The sequence below is a fragment of the Sphaerisporangium sp. B11E5 genome (assembly GCF_039871875.1).
Classification (GTDB): Bacteria; Actinomycetota; Actinomycetes; order Streptosporangiales; family Streptosporangiaceae; genus Sphaerisporangium.
Map to the genome: position 1 here is coordinate 1 of NZ_JBDPMD010000129.1, position 638 is coordinate 638.

At 64.4% G+C, this 638-nt stretch carries 1 rRNA gene; it reads left to right on the plus strand.

Annotated elements, in window-relative coordinates:
* Window positions 1-98, plus strand: a 16S ribosomal RNA gene (locus tag ABGB17_RS38845); the annotation flags it as partial.
* Between the last annotated feature and the right edge of the window lie 540 nt (window positions 99-638).

Below are 638 nucleotides of genomic sequence, written 5' to 3' on the forward strand. Positions count from 1 at the left end.
ACCCGCAAGGGGGGGAGCGGTCGAAGGTGGGGCCGGCGATTGGGACGAAGTCGTAACAAGGTAGCCGTACCGGAAGGTGCGGCTGGATCACCTCCTTTCTAAGGAGCACCGGCACACGCACCCCACCCCAGCCCTTCGCGGGGCCGGAACCATGGTGGGTGCAGGTGTCCAGCCCGGTGTTGGTGAGCGCATGTCTCACCCACCGGCACGCTCATTAGTGGAGCACTGGCTACTCCAACCACCAGGCCGCCCGGTGCGGCCAGTACCGCCACCATCCCTTCGGGGGCGGTGGAGTGGGAACACCGTCCAGGGGTTCTGGGGGTTCGGGCACACTGTTGGGTCCTGAGGAAACGGACCATCGACGCGCCCCGTGACCGGCTCCGCTTGCGGAGGTGGGAGCGGGGCGTGGTTCGGAGGGATCGGTTTTCTCGCCTGCGGGACCGTCCGCCTGCCATACCGGCTTGCGTTCGCTGGCGTTGTGTCAGTGGGTGTGGGTGCTGGTGGTGGATGCGGTGCGGTTTTCCTGTTTGTTGTTTGTGAATTGCATAGTGGACGCGAGCATCTTTTGTGGCCAAGTTTTTTAGGGCACACGGTGGATGCCTTGGCATCAGGAGCCGATGAAGGACGTGGGAGGCTGC